Here is a 7,209-nt window from a genome sequence, read left to right as displayed (position 1 = left end):
GGGATCGAACCGCCGACATTCTGCTTGTAAGGCAGACGCTCTCCCAGCTGAGCTAATCACCCTTCGTTTCGGTGTGGCGCGCATTCTACGGAGCGACCTTAAGTCTGGCAAGCACTTTCTTAAATCTTTTTTTTGATAGCTTCCAATGGCTTAGGCAGGGTTGGCCTGGGACGTTATCAAGAGAATAATGCCACCCTTTGTATAAAGGAGAGACTCACCCCATGTGGTTCAAGAACCTGCTTATCTATCGCCTGACCCAAGATCTGCCTGTTGATGCCGAGGCGTTGGAAGCGGCCATGGCCACCAAGCTGGCGCGCCCTTGTGCCAGCCAGGAGTTGACCACTTACGGTTTCGTCGCGCCGTTTGGTAAAGGTGAAGACGCTCCCCTGGTTCACGTCAGCGGCGACTTCCTGCTGATCGCCGCGCGCAAGGAAGAACGTATCCTGCCGGGCAGCGTGGTGCGTGACGCACTTAAAGAGAAAGTCGAAGAGATCGAGGCCGAGCAAATGCGCAAGGTCTACAAGAAGGAACGCGACCAGATCAAGGATGAAATCATCCAGGCCTTCCTGCCCCGCGCCTTCATCCGTCGTTCGTCGACCTTCGCCGCCATCGCGCCAAAGCAGGGCCTGATCCTGGTCAACTCCGCCAGCCCGAAACGCGCCGAAGACCTGCTGTCGACCCTGCGTGAAGTGATCGGCACCCTGCCGGTTCGCCCGTTGACCGTGAAAACGGCACCGACGGCGATCATGACCGACTGGGTCACCACTCAGAAGCCGGCCGATGACTTCTTCGTCCTCGACGAGTGCGAACTGCGCGACACCCACGAAGACGGCGGCATCGTGCGCTGCAAGCGCCAGGACCTGACCGGCGAAGAGATCCAGCTGCACCTGACCACCGGCAAAGTCGTGACCCAACTGTCCCTGGCCTGGCAGGACAAGCTGTCCTTCATGCTCGACGACAAGATGACTGTCAAGCGCCTGAAGTTCGAAGACCTGCTGCAAGACCAGGCGGAACAGGACGGCGGTGAAGAAGCCCTGGGCCAGCTGGACGCAAGCTTTACCCTGATGATGCTGACGTTCGGCGACTTCCTGCCGGCGCTGGTTGAAGCACTGGGCGGTGAAGAGACCCCGCAGGGTATCTAAACCGTGTGAAATTCAAAATGTGGGAGGGGGCTTGCCCCCGATAGCATTCTGTCAGTTAAAACACCTATGACTGACAGACTGCAATCGGGGGCAAGCCCCCTCCCACATTTGATCGAAACCAACAAAAAAGGACATCCCATGCGCGCTCTCGCCGCCTTGAGCCGCTTCGTCGGCAATACCTTCGCCTATTGGGTGCTGATTTTCGCCGTCGTCGCTTTCCTCGAACCTGGTTGGTTCATCGGCCTGAAAAGCGCCATCGTCCCTCTGCTGGGCCTGGTGATGTTCGGCATGGGGCTGACCCTCAAACTCGATGACTTCGCCGAGGTCGCCCGCCATCCCTGGCGCGTCGCCCTGGGCGTGGTCGCGCACTTTGTGATCATGCCGGGTGTGGCATGGCTGCTGTGCCAGGCCTTCCACCTGCCACCGGAAATTGCCGTCGGCGTGATCCTCGTCGGTTGCTGCCCAAGCGGCACATCGTCCAACGTAATGACCTGGCTGGCCCGTGGCGACCTGGCGTTGTCGGTGGCCATCGCCGCCGTCACCACCCTCCTCGCCCCACTGCTGACGCCAGCATTGATCTGGCTGCTGGCGTCGGCCTGGCTGCCGGTGTCGTTCATGGAGTTGTTCTGGTCGATCCTGCAAGTGGTGCTGCTGCCGATCGTGCTCGGCGTACTGGCGCAACGCCTGCTCGGTGAGAGGGTCCGCCATGCGGTCGACGTGCTGCCACTGGTGTCGGTGGTGAGCATCGTGATCATCGTCGCGGCGGTGGTTGCCGCCAGCCAGGCGAAGATCGCCGAGTCGGGCCTGCTGATCATGGCGGTGGTGATGCTGCACAACAGCTTCGGTTACCTGCTGGGTTACTTCACCGGCCGTGTGTTCAAGTTGCCGTTGGCACAGCGCAAGTCGCTGGCGCTGGAAGTGGGCATGCAGAACTCCGGGCTGGGCGCCGCGCTGGCCAGTGCGCATTTTTCGCCGTTGGCGGCTGTGCCCAGTGCACTGTTCAGCGTCTGGCACAATATTTCCGGGGCGTTGCTGTCGACCTACTTCCGCCGCATGAGCGAAAAGGAAGACCGTCGCGTGCTGGAGAACACGCCGCAAACTTGATCAGCCGGGCACTTTTCGGCACTCTACCGAGCTTCGCGGGGACGACCCTGCGACGCTCCATAGCGCAGAATCCGGGGACGACCCCATCTATAGAAGGGGAATCACCATGTCCTGGATCATTCTGTTCTTTGCCGGGTTGTTCGAAGTCGGCTGGGCCGTCGGCCTGAAGTACACCGACGGTTTCAGCAAGCCGTTGCCCACCGCCCTGACGATTGCCGCCATGGCCATCAGCCTCGGTCTGCTGGGGCTGGCCATGAAGGAACTGCCGCTGGGCACCGCCTATGCGATCTGGACCGGTGTGGGTGCCGTGGGCACTGTGATTGCGGGGATTATCCTGTTTGGCGAGTCCATGGCGTTGTTCCGCTTGGCCAGTGTGGCGTTGATCATCTGCGGGCTGATTGGCCTCAAGATCAGCACCTGAACCACTATCCTCATCGGGGGCAAGCCCCCTCCCACATGTTGACTGTGTTCACACATCAAAGGTGGGAGGGGGCTTGCCCCCGATAGGGCCGGTACAGCCAAAACCAAAACTACCTGACACTCCCCCGCAACCCGCCTACCACTTCCTGCAACCTCGCAGGCGTCGGCCCCTCCACCGGCTCCCCCGCCACCAACACCACTCGCGACCAGATCCGATGAAAGAAGCCCTTGTTCGGATCGCGGCTGAAAAAACTCCCCCACAACCCCTGCAACGCCATCGGAATCACCGGCACCGCCGTCTCTTCCAGGATGCGCGTCACACCACCGCGGAATTCGTTCATCTCGCCATCGGCGGTCAACTTGCCCTCCGGGAAGATGCACACCAATTCCCCTTCCTTCAGGTACTGCGCAATCCGCGTGAAGGCCTTTTCGTAGATCTGGATATCTTCGTGACGCCCCGCAATCGGAATCGCCCCGGCGGTACGAAAGATAAAGTTGAGCACCGGCAAGCGGTAGATCTTGTAGTACATGACAAAGCGAATCGGCCGACGCACCGCGCCGCCAATCAACAGCGCATCGACGAACGACACATGGTTGCACACCAGCAACGCCGCGCCTTCATCCGGAATCGCCTCCAGGTTGCGATGCTCCACACGGTACATGGAATGACTGAGCAGCCAGATCATGAAACGCATGGTGAACTCGGGGACGATCTTGAAGATGTAGGCGTTGACCGCGATGTTGAGCAACGATACCACCAGGAACAGCTCGGGAATCGACAGCTTGGCGACGCTGAGCAGCAGGATCGACACGATTGCCGAAACCACCATGAACAGCGCATTGAGAATGTTGTTGGCGGCGATGACGCGCGCGCGTTCGTTCTCGGCGGTGCGCGACTGGATCAGCGCATACAGCGGCACGATATAGAAGCCGCCGAACACGCCCAAACCGAGGATATCGAACAACACCCACCAGGCCTGGCCGTAGCTGAGCACGGCGAGCCAGTCGTTGGCCTGCACGTTCTGCGGGAAGCCGCCGGAGTGCCACCACAGCAACAGGCCGAACACCGTCAGGCCGAATGAACCGAACGGCACCAGGCCGATTTCCACCTTGCGCCCGGAAAGCTTTTCGCAAAGCATCGAGCCCAGTGCGATGCCGACAGAGAACACCGTCAGGATCAGCGTCACCACGGTCTCGTCGCCGTACAACCATTCCTTGGCGTAGGCCGGGATCTGCGTCAGGTAGATCGCACCGACAAACCAGAACCACGAGTTGCCGACAATGGAACGCGAAACGGCCGGCGTCTGCCCCAGGCCCAGGCGCAGGGTGGCCCAGGATTCGCTGAAAATGTTCCAGTTCAGGCGCAACCCCGGGGTCGACGCCGCCGCCCGGGGAATACTGCGACTGGCCAGGTAACCCAACACCGCCACGCCGACAATCGCCGCTGCCACCACCGGCGCATAATGGGTGGACGACATCATGATCCCGGCGCCAATGGTGCCGGCCAGGATCGCCAGGAACGTGCCCATTTCCACCAGGCCGTTGCCGCCCACCAGCTCATCTTCATGCAGGGCCTGGGGCATGATCGAGTACTTCACCGGCCCGAACAGCGCCGAGTGGGTCCCCATGGCAAACAGTGCCAGCAGCATCAATTCCAAGTGATTGAACAGGAAACCGGTGGCGCCCACGGCCATGATCACGATCTCGCCGATCTTGATCGCGCGGATCAACGCGTCCTTGTTGAATTTCTCGCCAAACTGCCCGGCCAGCGCCGAGAACAGGAAGAACGGCAGGATAAACAGCAAGGCGCAGAGGTTGACCCAGATGGAACGGTCGCCGTCGATGGTGAGCTTGTAGAGAATGGCGAGGATCAGCGATTGCTTGAAGATGTTGTCGTTGAACGCGCCCAGCAACTGGGTGATGAAAAACGGCAGGAAACGCCGTGTGCGCAGCAAGGTGAATTGCGAGGGGTGGCTCATCGTCCGTGTTCCTGCGTGGCCTAATAGTTATCAGGCCACGACTTTACCTAACTCCGCTTACTTATTCCCTAGTCCCGCAATGCACGGCGAAACAAAAAGCTCACCTTTATAGGCACCCTGCACCGTGCGCTTGGCGACGATCAGCCACATCAGCGCCAGCGCCATCACCAGCACACTGCCGAAGACGCTGAAGAAACCCAGGTGCAACAGGCTCGCCAACTTCAACGTGGCCAGCGCGTACACCCCCAACGGGAAGGTGAAGCCCCACCAGCCCAGGTTGAACGGGATGCCTGCGCGCAGATAACGCAGGGTGATCAACACTGCGATCAGCATCCACCACAGGCCGAAGCCCCACAGGGTAATACCGGCCACCAGCCCCAGGCCGTTGGCCATTTCACCCACGCCCGGCAAACCGTTGGCCGCGAAGATCGCCGGCGCATCGCCGCCCAGCAGCAACATGCCAAGGGCACCGGTGCCGATAGGCCCCAGGGCCAGCCAGCTCGACGCGGCCATATTGGCGTGGGGCAGTTTATGCAAGGCCATGCGCAGCATCAGGATGGTCAGGATGCTGAACGCCACCGGCAGCGAAAACGCCCACAGCACGTAGCTGGTCACCAGCATCACCAGTTGCGAATGCGCATCTGCCAAGTGCGGCGCCAGCAGGCCACCGCTGGCGGCAGCGACTTCGGCGGCAACCACGGGCAGCAGCCACACGGCGGTCATCTGGTCGATGCTGTGTTCCTGGCGGGTGAACATCATGAACGGGATGAGTACGCCACAGGCCATGGCCATGGCCACGTCCAGCCACCACAAGGCTTCGGCCAGCGGTATCACGTCGCTGCCCCAACGCGGCAAGCCGAACAGCAGCAAACCATTGAGAATCGTCGCAAGGCCCATGGGAATCGTGCCGAAGAACATCGACACCGTGGAGTGCCCGAAAATCCGCCGCGCCTCTTGGAAGAACATTACCCAACGGGCCGCATACAGCACGCTGAACAACACGAACAGGCCGATGGTGAACAACCACAGCGCTTCGGCGATGGCGTGCAAACCTGGCAGGTTGACCGGCAGTTGCGCCAGGGCCAGCGCCAGTACGCCGGTGCCCATGGTCGCGGCGAACCAGTTGGGGGTGAACTGGCGAATCACTTCCCGTGGACGGGCCAGGTGACTGAAGGGTTTGTAGCTGAGGGTATTCGTGCAGGGCATGATGGCGTGCCTCTTTCTCGTATGAGGTTGAGGCCATCATAGAACCTGATCGAATATCTATATAACGGGTAATATCTCTAACTGTTATCTGTTTTACCAATATATGCGCAGTAACCATTACCGTCAGCTGTCCGTGGTCACCCGCACCCGCGCTGAATCCTGCCACAACAATGCGACGAGTGCGCCGAGCGCCAGCAGGATGAGGACCGCGCCGTAGCCGTCGGTGGTGGCGATCAGGCCAACGCTGCGAATCAGGTTGCCTGCCAGCAATGAAGGCAAACAGAACGCCAGGTAGCTCAGCACATAAAACGCCGACATCAGCCCCGCACGTTCATGGGGCAAGGCCAGTGGCACCACACTGCGCAAGGCGCCGAGAAAACCCGCACCAAAGCCGCTGCCGGCGATCAGGGTAGCGATGAAGAACAGTGCCAGGCTGGCGCTGTGCACGGCGGTGAGGATCAGCGTCACGCCGATGGCGAGCAAGCCGGCGCCCAGACGCAGCACCTTGTCGGCCGCACGATTGCGCAGGGTAAAGATCATCAGTGCGCCGCTCAGGGTCAGCACGGCCACCAGGCCGCCACCGATCAGGTTTGAAGTGGAGCCGGTGGCCGCACGCACCAGCGATGGCGCAAGGGACAGGTAGAACCCGCCCATTGCCCAGACGGCGATATCCACCGGCAACGACAGCCACAATGCCCGGCGCGCCTGGGGCGGTACGTGCAACGTCGGGCGCAGCGACGCCAGTGCGCCGGGGATACGGCTCACGGTCTCCGGCAAACGCCATACGTAGAGGGCCTGCAACAGCATCAAGGCCAGCAGCGCCCAGTAGATCAACTGGGTCGGCAACGGCGCGTACTCCACCAGCAGACTGCTACCCATCGCCCCGCAGGCCATGCCCAGAAGCGGCGCCACGCTGTTGACCAGCGGGCCCTGCTGGCGGTCGGTGTCGAGCAATGCCGCGCCCAGCACGGCGGTGGCCATGCCGGTGGCAAACCCTTGCAGGGTACGGGCGGCAATCAACCAGACCACGCTGCCTTCATTGATAAACAGCAACATCGCCAACATATTCAGAAGCAGCGCGGCGAAAATCACCGGCTTGCGCCCCAGGTGGTCCGACAATGAGCCAACGGTCAGCAGTGCCGCCAGCAGGCTCAGGGCGTAGACCCCGAAGATCAGCGTGAGCATGCCTGCCGAAAAATGCAGGCCCTCCTGATACAGGTGGTACAACGGCGTCGGCGCACTCGAAGCGGCCAGGAAGGTCAGCAAGGTGATCGCGAGGAACACCAGGCTGGAACGATGGGAAACAGGACTGGACATACGCACGCTCCGCTAAAGCTAATATTTTGCTTTTGCGGAGT

The 7,209-nt window shown here is 61.0% G+C and carries 6 protein-coding genes; 3 read left to right on the top strand and 3 right to left on the bottom strand.

Annotated features, from left to right (window positions below; all coding sequences use genetic code 11):
• Window positions 1-221 precede the first annotated feature (221 nt).
• The 3 genes from rdgC to sugE all read left to right on the top strand — a co-directional run bounded on the left by rdgC (window position 222) and on the right by sugE (window position 2,667).
• Window positions 222-1,142: a recombination-associated protein RdgC gene (gene rdgC, locus AC3WP7_RS29430; protein ID WP_065901389.1), complete on the top strand. Its 921-nt coding sequence runs from the start codon at window positions 222-224 to the stop codon at window positions 1,140-1,142.
• 138 nt (window positions 1,143-1,280) lie between these two features.
• Complete coding sequence (locus tag AC3WP7_RS29425) at window positions 1,281-2,246, top strand: bile acid:sodium symporter family protein (protein ID WP_102592997.1); 966 nt, start codon at window positions 1,281-1,283, stop codon at window positions 2,244-2,246.
• Window positions 2,247-2,352: 106 nt separating this feature from the next.
• Complete coding sequence (gene sugE, locus AC3WP7_RS29420; RefSeq protein WP_003237114.1) at window positions 2,353-2,667, top strand: quaternary ammonium compound efflux SMR transporter SugE; 315 nt, start codon at window positions 2,353-2,355, stop codon at window positions 2,665-2,667.
• 109 nt (window positions 2,668-2,776) lie between these two features.
• Here sugE and AC3WP7_RS29415 read toward each other — a convergent pair whose 3' ends face one another.
• From AC3WP7_RS29415 to AC3WP7_RS29405, 3 genes are all read right to left on the bottom strand, one after another.
• Window positions 2,777-4,645: an MFS transporter gene (locus AC3WP7_RS29415; RefSeq protein WP_071492249.1), complete on the bottom strand. Its 1,869-nt coding sequence runs from the start codon at window positions 4,643-4,645 to the stop codon at window positions 2,777-2,779.
• 57 nt (window positions 4,646-4,702) lie between these two features.
• Window positions 4,703-5,851 (bottom strand): TDT family transporter, encoded by a 1,149-nt coding sequence (locus AC3WP7_RS29410; RefSeq protein WP_102592998.1) that lies wholly within the window; start codon window positions 5,849-5,851, stop codon window positions 4,703-4,705.
• A 123-nt stretch (window positions 5,852-5,974) separates the two neighbouring features.
• Window positions 5,975-7,168 carry an MFS transporter gene (locus AC3WP7_RS29405; protein WP_102592999.1) on the bottom strand — a complete coding sequence of 398 codons (1,194 nt, stop codon included), beginning with the start codon at window positions 7,166-7,168 and terminating at the stop codon, window positions 5,975-5,977.
• Between the last annotated feature and the right edge of the window lie 41 nt (window positions 7,169-7,209).

This window comes from Pseudomonas sp. FW305-3-2-15-C-LB1 (assembly GCF_058787615.1).
The sequence above is the reverse complement of the archived record's forward strand: the minus strand, read 5'-3'. Positions and strand labels throughout refer to the sequence as shown.

What these genes read in the sequence shown, in the direction of transcription:
- rdgC (WP_065901389.1), top strand. Translation starts at nt 222, where the DNA reads ATGTGGTTCAAGAACCTGCTTATCTATCGCCTGACCCAAGATCTGCCT.
- AC3WP7_RS29425 (WP_102592997.1), top strand. Translation starts at nt 1,281, where the DNA reads ATGCGCGCTCTCGCCGCCTTGAGCCGCTTCGTCGGCAATACCTTCGCC.
- sugE (WP_003237114.1), top strand. Translation starts at nt 2,353, where the DNA reads ATGTCCTGGATCATTCTGTTCTTTGCCGGGTTGTTCGAAGTCGGCTGG.
- AC3WP7_RS29415 (WP_071492249.1), bottom strand. Translation starts at nt 4,645, where the DNA reads ATGAGCCACCCCTCGCAATTCACCTTGCTGCGCACACGGCGTTTCCTG.
- AC3WP7_RS29410 (WP_102592998.1), bottom strand. Translation starts at nt 5,851, where the DNA reads ATGCCCTGCACGAATACCCTCAGCTACAAACCCTTCAGTCACCTGGCC.
- AC3WP7_RS29405 (WP_102592999.1), bottom strand. Translation starts at nt 7,168, where the DNA reads ATGTCCAGTCCTGTTTCCCATCGTTCCAGCCTGGTGTTCCTCGCGATC.